An 18,211-nucleotide genomic window follows, 5' to 3' on the forward strand; every position below is an offset into this window, starting at 1 on the left:
ACGCGGTCCCGCCCGGCCGCACCGCGGCGAGCCGGGCAGGGCCGCGGGCGGGCCTACTTCGCCGGGTCGACCGCGAAGGTGCGGGCCAGGTCGTCGAGGACCATGTCCGCGCCCTGGAGCGAGACCGAGGTCATCCAGTGCTCGTCCTTGACCTCGTACACGTGTCCGGCCTGAACGGCCTTCAGGCGCTGCCACAGCGGGTTGGCCAGGAACTTGTTCTTGCGCTCCTCGCCGCCGGAGAAGGACGTCATGAAGATGTAGTCGGCGTCCGCCTGCCCGATCTGTTCCTCGCTGACCTCGATGTTGAACTTCTCGGGGTCGCGCTGGTTTTCCGGACGGGTCAGGCCCATGTCGCTCAGGATGATGCCGCTGAACGTCTTGCCCAGGTAGATGCGCGTCGGGCCGTCCACGAAGCGCACGACGGACACCGTGGGCTTGTTCGCCTTCGCGTTGATCGCGTCGCCGATCTTCTTCGCGCGCGTCTCGTACGCGGCCAACTTGGCCTTGGCCTTGTCGTCCTCGCCGAGCGCCTGGCCGACGAGCTTGACGTTCTCCTTCCAGATCGGGCCGGTGGTCTTGACGAAGACGGTCGGCGCGATCTTGGACAACTGCGCGTAGAGCTGGTCGTGTCGCACGGTCGCGGAGATGATCAGGTCGGGCTTGAGCAGCGCGATCTGTTCCAGGTTGGGGCTGTCGAGCGGGCCGACCTCCTTGGTGTTCTTGACGGCGTCGCCGAGGTAGGGCGGGAAGCCCTTCTGGTCGCGGTAGGAGCCGATGCCGCCGATCAGCGGAACGTCGAGCGCGGCGACCGCCTCGACGAGACTGTTGTCCAGCGCCACCACGCGCTTGGGCTTCTCCTTGATCGTGGTGGTGCCCTTGTCGTGCGTGATGGTGCGCGGGAACGACGCGGTGGAGGCCGCCGCGCCGGAGGACGCCGCCGCGGGCTTGTCCGTACCCGCGGCCTTGTCGTCGGAGTCCTCGCCGCACGCGGTGAGGCCCGCCGTCAGCGCGATGGCGAGTGCGGCGAGACCGAGACGGGCGTTTCGTCTACGGCGTCCGAGCGTGAGCATGAATCCTCCACGAATGACAGGAACGACAGGAACGACGGGGACAATCGGGACAACAGGACCGACGGGGCCATGCGATCCGGCAAGGGACATCCGGGCAGGCGGCAGCGCGAAGCCACCTTCGGCCGGGGAAGTGGAAATGAGGTTAGCCTTGCCTTTCCGGGCAGATGCGACGGGGTCGCGTTTTCCGGATTTTAGGCGTGCCTTACCTTACGTTCGTGCACTCGAACACCGATCTCGTCGCCCCGCGCGCGGCACCCGAACGACCACCGGCGCCGGACCGCCACGGCACCGGTCGCCGCGTCACCGTGGCAACGACCCTGCTCGCGGCCCTGGCCGTGGTCGTCTTCGCATCGCTCGCCATCGGCACCAAGAACGTCCCGCTCACGGACGTCTTCCACGCGCTGGGCGGCAGCCGCGAGGGCGACGCGATCATCGTCCGGGACCTGCGCGTTCCCCGCACGTTCCTGGGCCTGTTGGTCGGCATCGCCCTCGGCGTCGCGGGCGCGGTCGCGCAGGACATCACCCGCAACCCGCTCGGCGACCCCGGCCTGATCGGGGTCAGCGCGGGCGCGGCATGCGCGGTGGCGGCGAGCATCGGCCTGCTCGGACTGACCAGCCCCTACCAGTACGTGTGGTTCGCCTTCCTCGGCGCCGCACTCGCGGGCCTGCTCGCCTACCTCGTCGGCGGTACCGGGTACGGCGGCGCCACCCCCGCCAAGCTCGCTCTCGCCGGCGCCGCCGTGACCGCACTGCTGGACGCGTTCACCAACGCGCTCGTCCTCCTGGACGTCCGCACCCTCGACCAGTACCGCTTCTGGGCCGTCGGCTCGCTGGCCGGACGCGACACCGATCTCGGCGTGCGCCTCCTGCCGTTCGTGGCCGTCGGACTGATCCTGGCCCTCGCCCTGTGCGGCCGACTCAACGCCCTCGCCCTGGGCGACGACCTCGCCTCCACCCTGGGCATCAAGGTCGGCACCACCCGCGCCCTCGGCGCCCTCGCGGTCATCCTCCTCGCCGGCGCCGCGGTCGCCGCCGCGGGCCCGATCACCTTCGTCGGCCTGGTCGTTCCCCACCTGGTACGGGCCTTCACCGGCCCTGACGCCCGCTGGCTCGTGCCCTGTTCCGGCCTCGCCGGCGCCACCCTCACCATCGGCGCCGACGTCGTCGGCCGACTGGTGGCGCGCCCCGGCGAACTGGAGGTCGGCGTGGTCACCGCGATCCTCGGCGCGCCCTTCCTGATCGCGCTGGTCAAGCGCGGCAAGCTCAAGGAGCACGCCCGATGAGAGTGCAACTGGGCCCCTTCGGCATGTCCGTGCGACCCCGCGTCGCGATCGTCACCACCGCACTGCTCGCGACCATCGCGTGCGGGCTGGTCGCGTCGGTGTCCATCGGTACGTTCTCCATCCCGATCCGCGACGTCGTCGACTCGCTGCTGGGCATCGGCTCCGGCGACGCCGACCTGATCGTGCACGAACTGCGGCTGCCACGCGCCCTCACCGCGCTGCTCGTCGGCCTCGCGTTCGGCCTGTCCGGCGCGATCTTCCAGGCCGTCACCCGCAATCCGCTGGCCGGACCCGACCTGATCGGCATCTCCGCCGGCGCGAGCGCCGGCGCCGTCTGCGCGATCCTGATCGGCGGCGTCACCTCGGCGGGCGCCGCGTCCTTCGGCGCCGTCCCCTTCGGCGCGCTCGCCGGGTCGATGCTCACCGCCGCCTTCATCTACCTGATGGCCTATCGCGGCGGCACCATCACCGGCTACCGATTCGTCCTCGTCGGCCTCGCGATGCACGGCGTGTTGATGGCCGTGACCCGCTGGATGCTCGCCCGGGCCGACATCGACCAGGCCTCCCGCGCCATGGTGTGGCTCACCGGCAGCCTGAACGGGCGGGACTACGCGCACGTGCGCTGGGTCGGCATCGCGCTGGTGATCCTCGTGCCCCTCGCGCTCGCCCTGGCCCGCCCCTACCAACTCCTCCAGTTCGACGACGACACCGCGCTCAGCCTCGGCATACCGCTGCGCCGCGCCCGCATCGCCCTGCTCGTGGTGGCCACGTGCCTGGCGTCGGTGGCCGCCGCCTCGGCCGGACCGGTCGCGTTCATCGCGCTCGGCGCACCCCAGATCGCCCGCCGACTCACCGGCACCGCCGGCATCCCGCTGATCGCGAGCGGACTGGTCGGCGCCGCGACACTGCTCGCCGCCGACCTGGTCGCCCGACTCGCCTTCTCGCCGACCGAACTGCCGGTGGGCATCGTCACCGGCGCGGTCGGCGCCCCGTACCTGATGTGGCTGCTCGCCCGGACCAACCGGGCCGGAAAGGGTTGACGTGACCACCACCGCACCGGACCCGGCCGGATTGTCCGGCCACGGTCTTCGGCTGGGCTACGGCGACCGCGTCGTGGCCGAAGACCTCGACCTGCACATCCCCGCGGGCAAGGTCACCGCGCTCGTCGGCCCCAACGCGTGCGGCAAGTCCACCGCGCTGCGCGCCCTGGCCCGCCTGCTCAAGCCGGCAGCCGGCGTCGTACACCTGGACGGCAGCGACATCGCCGACCTGCCCGGCCGCGAACTCGCCCTGCGCCTGGCCCTGTTGCCCCAGACGCCGACCGCACCCGACGGCATCGGCGTACGCGACCTGGTCGCCCGCGGCCGCACCCCGCACCAGCGCTGGTGGCGGCAGTGGTCCTCGGCCGACGACGCCGTGGTCGATCGTGCCCTCGCGGTCACCGGCACCACCGCCCTCGGCGACCGCTCCATCGACGAACTCTCCGGTGGCCAGCGGCAACGGGTGTGGATCGCGATGGCGCTCGCCCAGGACACGAACGTGCTCCTGCTCGACGAGCCCACGACCTACCTCGACCTCGCCTACCAGGTCGACGTACTCGAACTCGTCGCCGACCTCAACCGCACCGACGGACGCACCGTCGTGATGGTCCTGCACGAACTCAACCACGCGTGCCGCTACGCCGACCATCTCGTCGCGATGCGCGCCGGCCGAGTCGTCGCCGCAGGACCTCCCGCCGACATCGTCACCCCCGAACTGGTCCGCGAGGTCTTCGACTTGCGCACATCGGTCATCCCGTGCCCGGTCTCGGGCGTCCCGCTGGTGATCCCGCTGGGCGGCCGACGAGAGACCACCGAACCACCCGTCAAGGCTTGACCCGCACCCGCACCCGGACGGGAGCGCCCGGGCGCCCATCACCCCGGCCCCGGCCCGGCGGCGCCCGGCGCACTCCCCGCGGCGGGCGGCGCCGCGCCCTGCGCGCACGATCGTCGACCACGCCGAACGCCCCGCGGCAACGCCCGATCACGGGGTTTCGGCATCGGACGACTGGGCCGCCGCGTGTGCGGCGAGGCCGTCGGCCATGCGCTGCATGACGCCCCGCATGACGCGCTCCATCAGCCAACCCGTTCCCCAACGGGCGGAATAGGTGCCGTGCCAGTGGATGACCGTGCCCCCGTCGGCCGCAGGTGTCAGGTCGACGACCGCCCGATAGTCACGGATGGCCGGGTTGAACGCGTCCTCGTAGGTCAGTTGCCTCTCCTCGTCGAGCCCGGTCAGCCGCTCTCCGGTCACCGTCCGCCCGGTACGGAACGCGCGGACCGCCCCGACGGGATCCCGCCCGTCCGGCTCGAGCCCGCTGGAGCGTTCGGTGTCCAGGCTGTCGACGGTCGACCAGACGGGCCAGGTACGGGCGTCGACGAGCAGACGCCAGACGACGGCCGGAGGCGCCGTCGAAGTCGCGGTCGCGTCGTAGCTGCGCAAGATCCGAATCCTTTCCTTCGCTGCCGCACACCCCGTGCGAAAAGACCGTCCGGGGGTACCGCGACCGCCGGGTCGCGGTGGCCCGGAGCGGCTCCCCGAACGAACACCCGACGTGTCCGGGTCCGTCGGCGAACATGCGGCCACGACGTGGCTGTATGACTCCGTCCGAACCTAGCGACGCGGCCGGCCCGGGGACATGCGCCGGATTGCCGATCACCGATCAGATCTTGCGGTACACCGAGGGCCGGACGCCGACCCGACCCAGGAAGGCCGCGGACAACGCTCCGGGACTCGCGAAACCGCAACGGTCGGCGATCTGCCCGATGGTGAGGGTGCCGTCGGCCGGCAACTCCTGCGCCCGCTCGATCCGCAGCCGGGTGAGGAACCGATGGGGCGTCTCCCCGGTCGCCGCCCGGAAGACGCGGATGAAGTGGTAGACGCTCAGGTGTGCTTCGGCGGCGATGTCGGCCAGCGTGAGCGGCTCGGCCAGCCGGTCGCGCATGACGGCGACGCCCACCCGGACCGCGGCGTGTTCGGGACCCGGCAGGCTTGCGTGCCGGCCCCGGTTCAGCAGGTGCGCGGCGAGGAACGCGGCGGCCGACTCCGCGTACAGGTCGTTCGCGCCGGCGGCGGGCAGTGCGCGCACGAGGTGTTCGACAACCGGATCGCCCGCGTCCGCCGCGGCCGACAGCGCTTCGTAGTCCGGCTCCGAGCCGCCCAGGTGAGCGGCGGCTCGACCGACGGTCGCCGACGGGATGTGCACCTGGATGGTGCGCAGCGCGGACGTCGTCCGGTAGCTGCGTACGCTCGACCGGCCGGGCACGACGAGTTCCAGATTGCCGGGAAGCCGGCGGCGGCGGACCGCCCGCCCGTCCGACCGTGTCCGCATGACCGCGTCCCCGGCCACGCAGAGCACCAGATGCAGGTCGCAGACCCCGGGAAGCCGAAAGTGTTCGACCTCGGGTGCGTGGTCGAAGCACTGCACGAGCAACGAACGCCAGCCCGCCTCACCCCAACTGCAATAGGTGCGCCGCACGGCGGATACCTCGGAGTCTGCGTACGGCGTCAGATCGAAGTCAGACGAATCGAACACGGCACAACCCTAGGGCCAGGGCGGCACGGATCGAGGGCCGGGAACAAGGCACCCGGCCGACCGGTCCCGCGGACGCCCGAGCGGCCACTCACGCCGAGCGGGGCCTGAGCAGGTCCTCGACGAGGGTGTCCACCAGATCGCGGGGGATGCTCGACCCGGTCAGGGCCCGATAGACGATCGGGCCGACGAGGGCGTCGATCGCGATGTCGGGGCCCAGTCGGGGCGAGATCTCGCCGGCGTCGACGGCGCGCGCGAGCATGTCGCGTTCCCGGGCGCGGCGCGGACCGAGGTAGCGCTCGTGCAGGCTCCTGGCCGTGTCGGGATCGTGCTGCGCCTGCGCCACGAGCGCGAGCAGGACCTTGCCTGCCGGGTCGCGGGCGAGGAAGCGCGCGAAACGGCGCAGGTAGCCGCGGATGCTCTCGGCCGTGGGCTCCTCCGTCGGGAAGGGCAGGCGTTTGTCGCTGTCCTCGATGAGGGTGTCGAGGAGGATCTCGACCTTCGAGGGCCACCAGCGGTAGATCGTCTGCTTGGCGACGCCGGCACGGCGCGCGATCGCCTCGACGGTGAGGGCACCGAAGCCGTGCTCGACGAGCAGATCGTCCGCGGCGTGCAGCACGGCCAGACGCGCGGCCTCGTCACGCCGGTTGCCGGAGCGCGGTCTGCGGGGCTGGGAACTCGTGACGGACATGCGAAACACCATATCCGTCGGCGACCTCGTGCCTTACTGTGTAGACGCAACGACTCGTCTAGACAGAGTCGCCCCATCGCGAAGGAGTGCGCGTGTCCGCCATGTCCAACCGTCAAGCCCTCGTCATCGGAGCCTCCCAAGGGTTGGGTCTCGTCCTCGCGAACGAACTCGTTCGACGCGGCCGGCAGGTGATCGCCACGACCCGCCGAAGCGGCGGCGAGCTGCAAGCGAACGCCGACGCCTCGAACGGCCGGCTGAAAGTCGAATCGTTGGAGATGACCAGCCCCGCGGACCTGTCCGCGCTGCGCGAGCGCCTGGAGGGCGTGCGCCTCGATCTGCTCTTCGTCAACGCCGCGATCGACCGGGGCAACCTGTCCATCGACCAGGTCCCGACCGACATGTTCACCGAGGTGATGATCACCAACGCGTTGAGCCCGCTGCGCGCCCTGGAGGCCCTCCGCGGACTCGTCGTGCCCGGCGGAACCGTCGCGGTCATGTCCTCCGAACAGGGCAGCATCTCGCGCAACACCGAGCACGGCTACGAGCTCTACAAGGCCGGCAAGGCCGCGCTCAACCAGCTGATGCGCAGCTACACCACCCGCCATGCCGACGACGGACACACCAAGCTGCTCATCGACCCCGGCCACAACCGGACCCGGCTCGGTGGATTCGACGCGCCGCTGGCCCCCGAGGAGAGCATCCCGGCCGTTGTCGACGTCCTCGAAGCCCAGGCCGGTGCCCCCGGGCTCCAGTTCCTGGACCTGCACGGCGAGATCGTCCCGTGGTAGCGATCCGGGCCGAGCCACCGCGCCGGCACCGCACGTACGGCCGGCAGTGGCGGCCATCGCGTGGCGGGTGACGCGTGACGGCCGAGCGTCCGCCCGGTTCGGTCCGTGGCCGGCCCGGCCCGAGCGGACCGCGCTTCAGGACGCCTTTCGACCGCCGCGCGCGCGTGCGGTGCCGCCGGCATCGCGGACGGCGTCCTCGAGTTGGTCGCGGGTCATCCTGGATCGGCCGGGGATGTCGAGATCGGCCGCCCTGCGGGCCAGTTCGGCCTTGGTGAGCGCGGACAGGTCCTCGGCCTTCCTCGCCGCCGAGCCGCCCTTCCGGCCCTTGTCGCCCGTGCCGGGCCGGGACTTCGCGCCGGCAGGGGTGCCCTTCTTCCCCCGTGGCCGGGTCGTTCCCGCGCGACCCTTGGCGGTGCCCGCGGCCTGGCCCTTGCGCTTCCCCGTCCCGGACCGGCCGGCGCGGGCACCGGCGGTCTCAACGCTGCGGCGCAGGGCCTCCATCAGGTCGACCACGTTGGTCGGTTCGGGGGCCTCGTCGGCTGCCACCATCTCGCGGCCCTGGCGCTTGCTCTCCAGGAGTTCCTCGACCCGTTCGCGGTAGGTGTCGTGGTACTCGTCGGGACGCCAGGGGGCGGCCATCGCCTCGACGAGTTGTTCGGCCATCGCGAGTTCGCGGTCCTTGAAGGAGGTCTTCTTCGGCAGGTGGTCGAGTTCGGTGGCGGGGTCGCGGATCTCGTCGGCGAAGTGCAGGGTCTCCAGGGTCAGCACCCGGCCCTGGGCGCGCAGGGCGGTCAGGTACTGGCGGCCGCGCATCACGAACAGGGCGATGCCCGCGCGGTTCGTGCGTTCCAACGTTTGCAGGAGCAGGGCGTAGACGCGTTCGTACTCGGACTTGGCGGGAGCCAGGTAATAGGTCCTGTCGAAATGGATGGGGTCGATGTCGGCGAGGTCGACGAAGGCGCTTACATCGATGCTCCGCGAGCGACCGGGGGCGATGTCGGCGAGTTCCTCGGGCTCCACGGTGATGTAGTGGCCGCCGCCGGTGTCGTAGCCCTTGACGATGTCGGCGTAGTCCACTTCCTTGCCGGTGCGCTCGTTCACCCGCTGGTTGCGGACCCGGTCGGCGGTGCCGCGTTGAAGTTGGTGGAAGTGGATCGTATGGTCCTCGATCGCGGAGAACAGACCGACCGGCACGGTGACCAACCCGAAGTTGATCACCCCACTCCAGATCGCGCGCGCCATACCCGCTCCTCCTGTCGACGATCGGGTCGGGCAGCGCCGACCGGGCCGAAACGGCGGGACCACCGGACGTCGACCCGGCAGGCCCGTCCGCCTGCCTGCGGACCGGCTGACTACGGGCCGCCTGCTACGGGGCCACCCGCCTGCGGCCGCCCGCGTCACGACGCATGTCCCGGTGCGTCCCCCGGTGCGATCGACATGCCCGACCGACCGCACGGATCCCATTTACCCTATTTCCGACTTTTGTCGCACCTGAAGATCGACGGATCAGGGCCTTCGGCCATCCACGACGCCGCGGCCGCGGTCAGGCCGCAGCAACAGGGGTGGCGTCGAGGAACTCCCGAGTGATCCGGACGAGCCGGCCGGGATCGGCGAACCAGTCCATGTGCCCTTCGCCGGCGATCTCCTCCAGCCGGCTGCCGGGGATCGCCTCGTGCAGTTGCCGGGAACCCGCCATCGGGATCATGGCGTCGCCGCCGAGTCCGACCACCAGGGTGGGGGCGGTGATCCGGGGCAGCAGTGCGCGGATGTCGACGCGCGCGCCGAGGTCGATCCGGCGTCCGATGCCGGGCGGAGGCCATGCGTCGGCCAGGGACTGCGCGAGACCGTCGTGGCCGAACCCGTCCAGCGCGCCTGCGCTGAAACCGGTCAGCATGGAGAACCGCTTGAACAACTCGCGGTCGGTGTCCAGCAACGTGCGCCAGGTCTCGAAGTACAACCGGTCGCGCGGGCCGGTCGAGTGCGCCCACCCGCCGACCAGGACGAGCCTGCGGACCAGCCCCGGGTGGGTGGCCGCGACCGCGGCGGCGGCCACCGCTCCGAGGGAGAAGCCGAGCATGTCGACCGGCCCGTCGACGCGGCGCGGGTGGCCGCGGCCACCTGGTCGGCGATCAGGTCGACGGTCGGCTCGCCGCCGTCGTCGGTGGTGGCGCCGCTGCCGCCGAAGTTGGGGCGGACCACGGTGCGGGCGTCGCCGAAGTGCCCGACGACGTTCCCGAAGACCTTCTCGGCGTCGCCGCCGGTGCCGTGGACGAGCACCAGGCCCGGACCGCGGCCGTCGACCTCGTAGTGCACCTCGGTGTCACGGAGGGAGGTGAAAGGCATGGTGAGCACCCACTCGATAAGCCAGAGCCGATAAGATGAGCACTAAGATAATCAGCGCTTAGCTGAGCGTCAACTAGATGAGCGCTCAGATATTTCAAGGAGGGCACATGCCCGACGCCGTGGCCGAACTGCTCGCGCAATGGCGGCGCGAACGCCCCGACATCGACTTCCGGCCGATCGGCGTGGTCGGCCGCCTCATGCGGATCTCCCGGATGTGGGACAAGGAGATCAAGGACTTCCTGGCCCATCACGACCTGGAGCCCGGCGAGTTCGACGTGCTGTCCACCCTGCGGCGCTCGGGCGAACCGTACGAACTGACCGCCGGCGCGTTCCTCAAGTCATCGCTCGTCACCACCGGTGCGATCACCTTGCGCGTCGACCGTATGGAGACCAAGGGCCTGGTCACCCGCGTACGGGACACCGTCGACCGCCGCTCGGTCCGGATCCGCCTCACCCCCCACGGCCTGGAGGTCGTCGACCGCGTGCTTCCCGAACACATCGCCAACGAGGCCCGCCTCCTCGAAGCCCTCGACCCCGCCGACCTCGAACACTTCACCGCGACCCTGACCACGCTCCTCCGGTCCTACGGCGACACCCCCCGCTGAAGGCGCGTCTTCCTCCCCCCGGGCTCCCCACCGGGCTCCGCGGCGTCCGGTGCCGTGCACCGGCGCGCCGCGCCCGGGGCCCCGCTCGACCCACGCCGGCGGAACGGCCCTCGGACGACCCGGTCGCGGCGCATCCAAGGGGGTCGACCGACGACCCAACGTCCGAGCCCACTCCCCGCATGGGCGCATGCCCACGGGGTAGGCGGCGGTCGACCCGTTGCGAAGGAGCTCACGATGCCCGATCCCGCCTCCCCGCGCGGCCGGGCCGTGGCCCGCCCGCCGATTCCCGCGCCCGCACCGGCTCCCGCGTCCGGTGCGCAGCGGCCGCCCGTGATCACCCTCGGGGTGGAAGAGGAGTATCTGCTGCTGAACCGCGCCGACGGGGAGCCGGTCGCGCGGGCCGAGTCGGTGCGTGCGGCGGCGGACCTACAGGCCGCGCTGCACGACGGCGAGGTACAGCCGGAGCTGCTCCAGGTCCAGGTGGAGGTCGCGACGCCGGTGTGCGAGAGCCTCGACGAGGTCGGCGACCATCTGCTGCGGATGCGCCGGGCGGTCTCCGCCGCCGCGGAGCAGAACGGTTGCCTGCTCGCGGCCTGCGGCGCGGCGCCGTTCGCCTCCGATGGGCACGCCTCGGTCACGGCCCGGCCGCGCTACCGGTCCCTGCAGGCCGACGCCCCGCAACTGGTCGACGAGCAGTTGATCAACGGTATGCACGTCCACGTCCGCATACCCGGCCGCGGTGCGGGCGTCGCCGCGATCAATCGGCTGCGACCGTGGTTGCCGCTCCTGGTCGCGATGTCGGCGAACTCGCCCCTGTGGCACGGCGACGACACCGGCTTCGCCAGTTGGCGCACGGTCGTCTTCGGTCGCTGGGCCGTCAGCGGCATCCCACCGCTGTTCGCCGACGCCAACGACTACGACCGCCGCGTGGACGACCTCCTGGACGTCGGAGCGCTGCGGGATCGCGCCGCGATCTACTGGCAGGCCCGCCTCTCCGAGCGGTTTCCCACCGTCGAGGTCCGAGCCATGGACGTGCAACTGCGCGTGGACGACGCGATGCTGCTGGCGGGGATCGTACGCGCGTTGATCACCACGGCCGTCGCCGAGGACGAGGCGGGCGCCGCCCTTTCCACCCCCGCCCCCGAACTCCTGGCCTCGGCCCAATGGCACGCGGCGCGCTACGGCCTGGATGATGCGCTGATCGATCCGCGGGTCCCTCGTCGGGTGCCGGCCGCGGATCTGATCGGCCGGTTGATGGACCACATTCGGCCGGCTCTCCGGGAGGCCGGCGACGAACCGCGCGTCACCGCACTGGTGGACAGATTGCTCGCCGAGGGGAGCGGCGCCGCACGACAACGCGCGGCCATGCGCCGAGGCGGCCCCGAGGCGCTGCTCGGCCTGATCGCCGCCGAAACGACGGCGGCCCCGGAAAGCCGCCGTTAGCGACGCGGCCGATGGAGGCGCACCGACGCGCGGTGGGTGCGGCGGCCAGGGCCGACAATGCATACGAGGGCGCCGGCCTCCCGGGACGGGACCGTTCGTGGTCGACGCCGGTGCGTGCGTCGGGCATCCGGAGTCGGGTCCGCGGCGAAACGGGTGCACGGGGCGGCAGTGGCCGACCGGCGTTCGGCGCCTCCCGGCGGGCGCTCCCGCCCCGGAGCCCGGGAACGACCGGGTGCTTGCGGACGGACCGGCCTGCAACGGCACCTCCCGGCGGAGTCGGCCTCGCGAAGCCATGGATGTGCCTGCCTCGGCTCCGCCCGGACCGGCCCGAAGGCGGGTGTGGTTCGCGCACGCGAGGGCGCACCGTGGTCGGCGCGCCGGCCCAGGGTGTGGCCACCGTGGGCGAGGGCCTGGCCCTGGACCTGGTGGAGCGGGTCGCCGGTTGGCGGGAGTCCCGCGCCCACCACGATGCGTGGGTTCGCGCCGAGCAGGATCTGGTGGGCCGGCCCGAGGACGCCGTGGCCGACGCGGTCGTGACGGAGCGTCCGGGCCCGGCCCCGACGGACGCGGCCGAGCACTACGCCGAACGCGCGCCGGAGGTGTCCGCCGCGGCGGGCCCGGCGGCCATCCCCCTCGTCGGCCCCCGGCACGGCCTGGCCCTCCCGCGCGTCGACGAAGGGCGGGTCGGCCGAACAGGGTTCAGCCGAGCGCGAGTTGACCGACGACATGGTCGCGGAGTTGACGTTCGTGGGGTTCGTCGGGCCGGCGGATCCGGTGCGCACCGGCGCTGCTCCGGCCGCGGCACGGCTGCGCGACGCGGGAGTGCGGATCGTGATGCTCACCGGGGATCACCCCGCGACGGCCGACGCGATCGCCGCCACGGTCAACGGCGTGCATGAACAAAATTCGTGTACCGGCGCGGAGTTGGACGAGCTCGACGACGACGGACTCGAGATGACCCTGCGCGCGGCGACCACCACGCTGGGCGCCGGATTGGCCCGGAGTGCCGCGCGCGTCACCGGGCGACGCCGCCGCAGCGGCACGATCGCTCTGGCCGCCCTGGTCGGCACCCAACTCGGCCAGACCCTGACCACCGGGCCCCGGACCGCAACGTCCTGATCGCCGGGCTGGGTTCGGCGCTCGTCCTCGCGGCCGTGATCCAAACCCCGGGGCTCAGCGGCTTCTTCGGCTGCACGCCGCTCGGCCCGATCGGCTGGACGATCGCCCTGAGCGCGACCACCGTCGCAACCGCGCTCAACCTGGCACCGACCCCCATGGCGCGGCGGCTGTCCCGGCAGACGTGAAGCCGTCGACGCCGACCGCGAGTGTGTCGGCGACGGCACGACGGTATCCGTACCCATGAGCACTCAATAGGATGGTTTATCCGCCAATCACCTTATTTGCAGCCTGATTCCCGCCTACGGTGACTCCCGCATGGGCTGCCGAACGCGAGGAGTCGCCATGACCACCGGTACGGTCCTGTTCGCCTTGTCCGACGACCCGGAAGGCAACGGTTCGGGAGCCGAGCAGTTGCGGCGAATCCGAGCGCAGGTCCAGGCGCAGGGGTTCGAGGTGCGCTGGGTGCGCACGGCCCGGGACGCACGAGCGGTCCTGCGCACCGAAGCGGGCCTGGCCGCCGCGGTGTTGGAGTGGGAACTGTCCCCCGCCGCCACACCGGAGTCGGAGTCGGGAGGCGCGGCGGTGCTGCGCCGGATCGGCCGGCGCTTCGAGAACCTGCCGGTCCTGCTCGTGATGGCCGACGAAGACCTGGAGCAACTGCCGCTGTGGGCGGCGGAGTCGGTGGTCGGCTACGTCTGGCCGTTGGAGGACACCCCGGCCTTCATCGCCGGACGCCTGGTGCACGCGGCGCGCTCCTACCTCGAAGCCGTGTTGCCGCCGTTCTTCCGCGCACTGCGCCGATTCGGCGACGCGCACGGCTATTCGTGGCACACTCCCGCACACGCCGGCGGTGTGGCGTTCCTGAAGTCCCCGGTCGGGCGGGCCTTCTTCGACCACTTCGGCGAGCAGTTGTTCCGCAACGACCTGTCGATCTCGGTGGAGGAACTCGGTTCGCTGTTCCAGCACACCGGACCGATCGGCGACGCGGAGCGCAACGCCGCCCGGATCTTCGCCGCCGACCGCACCTACTTCGTGTTGAACGGGAACTCCACCGCGGACCGCATGGTCGGGCACTTCTGCGTCACCCATGACGAGATCGCGCTGGTGGACCGCAACTGCCACAAGTCGGTCCTGCACGGCCTGGTCCTGTCCGGAGCCCGGCCCGTCTACCTCGTCCCCACCCGCAACGGTTACGGCCTCGCCGGCCCGCTCCCCCCGGCCGAACTCGCCGCCGACGCGGTCGCCGCCCGCATCCGGGCCAACCCGCTGACCCCCGACGCGGTCTCCGACCGGGCGCAATACGCGGTCGTCACCAATTCCACGTACGACGGACTGTGCTACGACGCGGTCGGGGTCGCGCACGCGCTGGGCCCCAGCTCTCCCCGGGTGCACTTCGACGAGGCATGGTTCGCGTACGCCCGCTTCCACCCCCTGTACGTCCGGCGCTACGGCATGGCGGTGGACGCCACCACCTTCCCCGGTCCCGATCGGCCCACCGTCTTCGCCACCCAGTCCACCCACAAGCTCCTCGCCGCCCTCTCCCAGGGTGCGATGGTCCACGTCAAGGCGTCCCCGCGCGCGCCGGTCGAACACGAGCGGTTCAACGAGGCGTTCATGATGCACGGCACCACCTCGCCGCTGTATCCCGCCATCGCCTCGCTGGACGTGGCGGCCGGGATGATGGACGGCGCCCAGGGTCACTGGCTGGTCGACGAGGCCGTCACCGAAGCGATCCGCTTCCGCCAGGCCATGGTCCGCATCGCGCGCCGCATCGCCGACGCCGGCGATCGCCCCGACTGGTTCTTCGGTGTCTGGCAGCCCCCCACCGTCACCGACCCGGCCACCGGCCGTGCCCTCGACTTCGCCGACGCCTCGCTCGACCTGCTGCGCACCGAGGCATCCTGCTGGCAACTGGAGCCCGACGCCGACTGGCACGGCTTCACCGGCCTCGACCGGGGCCACTGCATGCTCGACCCGATCAAGGTCACCCTCACCTGCCCCGGCATCGACGCCGCCGGGCGCACGGGCGAACTCGGCATCCCCGCCCGGATCCTGACCTCCTACCTGGCCGCCCGCGACATCGTGGTGGAGAAGACGGACAGCTACACCGCCCTGGTCCTGTTCTCGATGGGCATCACCAAGGGCAAGTGGGGCACCCTGCTGGACGCCCTGATGGACTTCAAGTCCCTCTACGACCAGAACGCGCCGCTGGACCGGGTCCTGCCCGACGTCGTCGCCCACCACCCCGGCCACTACGCCGACGACACGCTCAAGGACCTGTGCCGACGGATGCACGACCGGCTGTGCGCCGCCGATCTGGTCGAACTCCTCGACACCGCGTTCCGCGAACTCCCCGAGCCGGTCGCCCCGCCCCAACACTGCTACCGACAGCTGATCCGCAGCGGCACCGAACGCGTACGCCTGGCGGAGGCGTCCGGGCGCGTCGCCGCCGCCATGGTCACCGTCACCCCGCCGGGCATCCCCGTCGTGATGCCCGGCGAATGCCTCGGCGGCACCGACGGTCCCCTGCTGCGCTACCTCACCGCTCTGGAGACCTTCGACCGCCACTTCCCCGGCTTCCGCAGCGAAACGCACGGCGTCACCATCGACCCGGACACCGGCGACTACCTCATCGAGTGCGTACGACCCGGCCACGAAAGGCCCACCCCGCGCCCCTGAACACCGCACCACGACGCCGCTCGCCGTCGCGGCGGTCGCCGACTCGTCGTCGGCCTCGTGCGGTGCGCGCACGCACCCGTGACACGGCCGGGCCGGGCCGCCCCGCCCGGCCCGCACGTCGAGGGCCTGCCGTGGCGGTGGCGAGTTCTCCCTCCCGCCGAAGGCCGCGGGGCGCTCAAACCGGCGCCGGGCCCTCGATGCGAATCACCGAGACGAGCCGGGCGTCCTCGTCGACGTGGTAGGCGGCGACGCACCCGGCAAGGAGCACGTGCCGGAAGTCGCGTCCGGTGATCGCCAGCGAGTCCGGGTGGTACGGATCCTCGGCGAGCCGGCCCAGTTCCGCGTCGAAGCGTCTGCGCGTCTCGGACGGCAGGGCATGCAGGCCGGCCTGGGCATCCTGCGCGAACCACATCCGAAAGCTCATCCCCGAACATCCCTACCCGGTTCGTGCAGTCCCACGAAGCCCGTGCCGTCGCCGGCTTCGAGTCGTGCGACCAACGCCTCGTCCTCCCGGACGGCCTCCGCCGGCAGACCCCAGCGCGCCGCCACCAGCGGAACGTGCGCGAGCGGGACGGACCCCACCGCGCGATCGAACTCCTCCCGCCGCTCCTCGGGCAGCGCCTCCCGGATCCCGTCGAGTGTTCCGGGGAGATCCACGAACCGCCCGCCGATGCGTGTGTGCAACAACCTCGCGTCTTCCGCCTGCATATCCACTTCCTCGATCGATCGACGTGCCATGGTTCCGCCCGGTGGCGGGCTTCTCGTCGATGAACCCGCGGGCTGACGGCATGGAAAGGGCGCTTCTCCCATCCGTCCCTTTCTCAATCCGAGCCGTGGTCATATTTGCCTCTGTGATATCCCCGGATTTGCGTCCGCAAGTCCTCCACGCCCTGGTGGGCGCCGGGCGCGCCGGTGACGAGCAACTGCCGGCATGGGATCGCCGCCCGGCCGACCGGCACCGCGGCCTGCGCGGTCCCCGCGTGGCGGTCGTACCGGGCCTTGTCGATCGGCAGCGCACCCCCACGCTCACCCACTGGGTCACCAGCGTCAACGGCATGAAGCGGGAGTTCGACGCCGCCGTCACCGAACAGATCCCGGACGAACGCGTCGCCTGGACCACCGTCGAAGGCGAGGTCCGACAGGCCGGTGTGGTCACCTTCCACCGCTTGGACGACGGCCGCTGCAAGATCATGCTGCCGCTCGACCACGACCCGCAGGGCATCGCGGACACCGTCGGAGACAAACTCGGCTTCGTCCGCCGTCAAGCCAAAGGCGACCTGACGCGCTTCAAGAAGTTCATCGAGTCCAGGGGCACCGCGACCGGAGCCTGGCGCGGCGAGGTGTGAGCGCGGACGGGTGGAACGACTCGCCGACCCCGACCCGGCCGGGCAGCGCCCATGCCGTCGGGGTCGGCCCGCGAGGGCACGAAGGGAACGGCATGAACAGCGAGAACGTGGAGAGCATCCGAAACGCCCAGGTCCTCGTTCGTATGCGGTCAGCATGCCGCCCGGCGGATGATCGCGCAGGGCGACGGTGGCCGGATCGTCAACATCACCAGCGTGCACGAACACCAGCCTCGGGTGGGCAGCGCCCCGTATTGCGCCGCCAAGGGCGGCATGCTCGGCATGGGCCCCAAGCGGGTTCGCCCTAAGCGGGTTCGCACTTGACCGACGACTCGTGGCGCCGCCCCTGACCGCCCGGCGGGAACGCCTCTCGGCCTCGAACGCGTTTTCGGAGCAATCGGTTCGAACGTTGGTTTGAGCGGTCCGGACACTGCGGTAGAGGTGATCTTGTGGGTGAGCCGAACGGCGTTGACAGGCCACCCACCCCCCGGACGACGCATACCGCCGTCCGCGAGATAGGCGCACCGACGACGCGCGTTCAACGAGCGGTCGCGCGCGTCGTCGGTGCGTCCCCGTGTTCGGCGTGGTGCGAGCCCGTCAGGCCCGCCCACCCGGCCCGCAGCCGGAGTGGGACGGACGGCACCCGGCCGGGGACTGCGTTCAGGTGCGGTGGTCCTCGGTGCCCAGCCCGAGGGCCCTGGCCAGCTGTTGCACGCTCTCGTAGTCGAAGCCGTCGGCCGGCAACTCGGCAACGAGGTTCACCAGGCGGTCGGGGGCGGCCTCCTCGCGCAACCGCGCCAGGAGCGCCTCGCGATCGGCGGGGTAGACGTCACGCCCCAGGTGCCGGGCCAATTCGCTCCGCGTCTGCACGTCGGTCGCGTTCATTCCCGGCGGTGTCCCGCCCACGCCCGAGGCGCGTTCGACGAGGTCCTCGTTCACCGGAGCATTGTCGTTCTCGTGAGTGTCCATGATGTGCGTCCGATTCACTTCGCTGAGGAATCCCGGATCGGACCCGGTAACTCCCGATCCGGGTGGGCACGATCGCCCATACCCACGGTCCTCGCGAGCACCCGCCTTCGCCGGGTCGAGATCACGGAGGTGCGGAGTCCCGTGCCCGGGAGCGCGCAGTGCCGGGCATCGCGAGCCTGCGGGAGGGCTACAACGCGGCAGGCGGCACCGCCGACAACGCCCCGCTCGAAGGCGTCGAAGCGCACCCGGTCGAGGAGGATGACCGGCCCGAGGAATCGGCCCCCGAGGAGGATTGAGGAGACGCGTC

At 71.5% G+C, this 18,211-nt stretch carries 20 protein-coding genes and 1 pseudogene; 12 read left to right on the plus strand and 9 right to left on the minus strand.

What is annotated here, in order from left to right; all coding sequences use genetic code 11:
• Positions 1 to 53: 53 nt before the first annotated feature.
• Positions 54 to 1,070, minus strand: coding sequence for an ABC transporter substrate-binding protein (locus ACFZBU_RS11595; protein ID WP_391583309.1), 1,017 nt, complete (start codon positions 1,068 to 1,070; stop codon positions 54 to 56).
• 215 nt (positions 1,071 to 1,285) lie between these two features.
• On the opposite strand from ACFZBU_RS11595, the gene ACFZBU_RS11600 reads away from it, so the two are divergent.
• Genes ACFZBU_RS11600 through ACFZBU_RS11610 form a run of 3 tightly spaced genes read left to right on the plus strand, consistent with a single transcriptional unit; the run spans position 1,286 to position 4,228 of the window.
• Complete coding sequence (locus ACFZBU_RS11600; protein ID WP_391583310.1) at positions 1,286 to 2,353, plus strand: FecCD family ABC transporter permease; 1,068 nt, start codon at positions 1,286 to 1,288, stop codon at positions 2,351 to 2,353.
• Entirely contained in the window at positions 2,350 to 3,393 is a 1,044-nt protein-coding gene (locus tag ACFZBU_RS11605; RefSeq protein WP_391583311.1) for a FecCD family ABC transporter permease, read from the plus strand. The genes ACFZBU_RS11600 and ACFZBU_RS11605 overlap by 4 nt, the downstream gene beginning before the upstream one ends.
• A gap of 1 nt (position 3,394) precedes the next feature.
• Positions 3,395 to 4,228, plus strand: coding sequence for an ABC transporter ATP-binding protein (locus ACFZBU_RS11610; RefSeq protein ID WP_391583312.1), 834 nt, complete (start codon positions 3,395 to 3,397; stop codon positions 4,226 to 4,228).
• A gap of 147 nt (positions 4,229 to 4,375) precedes the next feature.
• Here ACFZBU_RS11610 and ACFZBU_RS11615 read toward each other — a convergent pair whose 3' ends face one another.
• The 3 genes from ACFZBU_RS11615 to ACFZBU_RS11625 form a co-directional block, all read right to left on the minus strand.
• Positions 4,376 to 4,834 carry an SRPBCC family protein gene (locus ACFZBU_RS11615; RefSeq protein WP_391583313.1) on the minus strand — a complete coding sequence of 153 codons (459 nt, stop codon included), beginning with the start codon at positions 4,832 to 4,834 and terminating at the stop codon, positions 4,376 to 4,378.
• Between the two features lie 220 nt (positions 4,835 to 5,054).
• The gene (locus ACFZBU_RS11620; RefSeq protein WP_391583314.1) at positions 5,055 to 5,927 is read right to left on the minus strand and encodes a helix-turn-helix domain-containing protein; all 873 of its coding nucleotides are present in this window, start codon (positions 5,925 to 5,927) and stop codon (positions 5,055 to 5,057) included.
• Between the two features lie 88 nt (positions 5,928 to 6,015).
• A complete protein-coding gene (locus ACFZBU_RS11625; protein WP_391583315.1) occupies positions 6,016 to 6,615 on the minus strand; it encodes a TetR/AcrR family transcriptional regulator in 600 nt (199 codons plus the stop codon).
• A 101-nt stretch (positions 6,616 to 6,716) separates the two neighbouring features.
• On the opposite strand from ACFZBU_RS11625, the gene ACFZBU_RS11630 reads away from it, so the two are divergent.
• Positions 6,717 to 7,403, plus strand: coding sequence for an SDR family NAD(P)-dependent oxidoreductase (locus ACFZBU_RS11630; protein ID WP_391583316.1), 687 nt, complete (start codon positions 6,717 to 6,719; stop codon positions 7,401 to 7,403).
• Between the two features lie 135 nt (positions 7,404 to 7,538).
• Here ACFZBU_RS11630 and ACFZBU_RS11635 read toward each other — a convergent pair whose 3' ends face one another.
• A complete protein-coding gene (locus ACFZBU_RS11635) occupies positions 7,539 to 8,645 on the minus strand; it encodes a Ku protein (protein ID WP_391583317.1) in 1,107 nt (368 codons plus the stop codon).
• A 301-nt stretch (positions 8,646 to 8,946) separates the two neighbouring features.
• Entirely contained in the window at positions 8,947 to 9,480 is a 534-nt protein-coding gene (locus ACFZBU_RS11640) for an alpha/beta fold hydrolase (RefSeq protein WP_391583318.1), read from the minus strand.
• Between the two features lie 373 nt (positions 9,481 to 9,853).
• Between ACFZBU_RS11640 and ACFZBU_RS11645 the strand changes: the two genes are divergently transcribed.
• From ACFZBU_RS11645 to ACFZBU_RS11665, 5 genes are all read left to right on the plus strand, one after another.
• Positions 9,854 to 10,351 carry a MarR family winged helix-turn-helix transcriptional regulator gene (locus ACFZBU_RS11645; protein ID WP_391583319.1) on the plus strand — a complete coding sequence of 166 codons (498 nt, stop codon included), beginning with the start codon at positions 9,854 to 9,856 and terminating at the stop codon, positions 10,349 to 10,351.
• Between the two features lie 234 nt (positions 10,352 to 10,585).
• On the plus strand, positions 10,586 to 11,794 hold the full coding sequence (locus tag ACFZBU_RS11650; protein ID WP_391583320.1) for a glutamate--cysteine ligase: 1,209 nt from the start codon (positions 10,586 to 10,588) through the stop codon (positions 11,792 to 11,794).
• Between the two features lie 714 nt (positions 11,795 to 12,508).
• Positions 12,509 to 12,913, plus strand: a complete 405-nt coding sequence (locus ACFZBU_RS11655) for an HAD family hydrolase (protein ID WP_391583321.1) — start codon at positions 12,509 to 12,511, stop codon at positions 12,911 to 12,913.
• Between the two features lie 35 nt (positions 12,914 to 12,948).
• Positions 12,949 to 13,098 carry a hypothetical protein gene (locus tag ACFZBU_RS11660; RefSeq protein ID WP_391583322.1) on the plus strand — a complete coding sequence of 50 codons (150 nt, stop codon included), beginning with the start codon at positions 12,949 to 12,951 and terminating at the stop codon, positions 13,096 to 13,098.
• Between the two features lie 157 nt (positions 13,099 to 13,255).
• Entirely contained in the window at positions 13,256 to 15,592 is a 2,337-nt protein-coding gene (locus tag ACFZBU_RS11665) for an Orn/Lys/Arg decarboxylase N-terminal domain-containing protein (RefSeq protein ID WP_391583323.1), read from the plus strand.
• Between the two features lie 175 nt (positions 15,593 to 15,767).
• Here ACFZBU_RS11665 and ACFZBU_RS11670 read toward each other — a convergent pair whose 3' ends face one another.
• Together ACFZBU_RS11670 and ACFZBU_RS11675 are read right to left on the minus strand one after the other, a co-directional pair.
• Entirely contained in the window at positions 15,768 to 16,016 is a 249-nt protein-coding gene (locus ACFZBU_RS11670) for a type II toxin-antitoxin system RelE/ParE family toxin (RefSeq protein ID WP_391583324.1), read from the minus strand.
• Positions 16,013 to 16,300 carry a hypothetical protein gene (locus tag ACFZBU_RS11675; protein ID WP_391583325.1) on the minus strand — a complete coding sequence of 96 codons (288 nt, stop codon included), beginning with the start codon at positions 16,298 to 16,300 and terminating at the stop codon, positions 16,013 to 16,015. The genes ACFZBU_RS11670 and ACFZBU_RS11675 overlap by 4 nt, the downstream gene beginning before the upstream one ends.
• Before the next feature lie 158 nt (positions 16,301 to 16,458).
• On the opposite strand from ACFZBU_RS11675, the gene ACFZBU_RS11680 reads away from it, so the two are divergent.
• Both ACFZBU_RS11680 and ACFZBU_RS11685 read left to right on the plus strand, forming a co-directional pair.
• Positions 16,459 to 16,938 (plus strand): SRPBCC family protein, encoded by a 480-nt coding sequence (locus ACFZBU_RS11680; protein WP_391583326.1) that lies wholly within the window; start codon positions 16,459 to 16,461, stop codon positions 16,936 to 16,938.
• A 138-nt stretch (positions 16,939 to 17,076) separates the two neighbouring features.
• Positions 17,077 to 17,211: pseudogene (locus tag ACFZBU_RS11685) on the plus strand (SDR family NAD(P)-dependent oxidoreductase); the annotation flags it as partial.
• A gap of 384 nt (positions 17,212 to 17,595) precedes the next feature.
• On the opposite strand, the gene ACFZBU_RS11690 reads toward ACFZBU_RS11685, so the two are convergent.
• Complete coding sequence (locus ACFZBU_RS11690) at positions 17,596 to 17,874, minus strand: DUF2795 domain-containing protein (RefSeq protein ID WP_391583327.1); 279 nt, start codon at positions 17,872 to 17,874, stop codon at positions 17,596 to 17,598.
• A gap of 188 nt (positions 17,875 to 18,062) precedes the next feature.
• Between ACFZBU_RS11690 and ACFZBU_RS11695 the strand changes: the two genes are divergently transcribed.
• Positions 18,063 to 18,200, plus strand: a complete 138-nt coding sequence (locus ACFZBU_RS11695) for a hypothetical protein (protein ID WP_391583328.1) — start codon at positions 18,063 to 18,065, stop codon at positions 18,198 to 18,200.
• Positions 18,201 to 18,211: the final 11 nt, after the last annotated feature.

Source organism: Embleya sp. NPDC008237 (assembly GCF_042956465.1).
Lineage (GTDB): Bacteria > Actinomycetota > Actinomycetes > Streptomycetales > Streptomycetaceae > Embleya.